Source organism: Mesorhizobium sp. M8A.F.Ca.ET.202.01.1.1 (genome assembly GCF_004791595.1).
Classification (GTDB): Bacteria; Pseudomonadota; Alphaproteobacteria; order Rhizobiales; family Rhizobiaceae; genus Mesorhizobium.
In genome coordinates, this window is sequence record NZ_SRUN01000280.1 from 1 (window position 1) to 289 (window position 289).

Sequence of the window (289 nt, forward strand, 5' to 3'; positions counted from 1 at the left end):
ATCGAGATCAGGACGGCCAGCGAGCCGCAGTCCTTGGCGAGTTGGATGTCGACGTTGAATTCGCGGCTGAAGGCGTCGCAGGCCGCCTCGATCCCGGTGTTGAGCACCTCCACGATGATCAGAAGCAGCACCGCGGCGATCAAAAGCGCGTAGCCGCGCCATGATACAGAGATGAACCAGCCGGCAGGCAGGGCAAGCGCCAGCAGCAGCAGTTCCTGCTGGAAGGCTGCTTCATGCCCAGCCAGCTTGCGGAAGGCCCGCACGGAATTGATGAAAGCGTCGATCAGCC

General features: G+C 62.3%; 1 protein-coding gene. It reads right to left on the reverse strand.

Going from position 1 to position 289, the window contains the following annotated elements:
* A partial coding sequence (locus EN845_RS34860; RefSeq protein WP_135931343.1) for a diacylglycerol kinase occupies positions 1-287 on the reverse strand: 287 nt, incomplete at its 3' end.
* Positions 288-289: the final 2 nt, after the last annotated feature.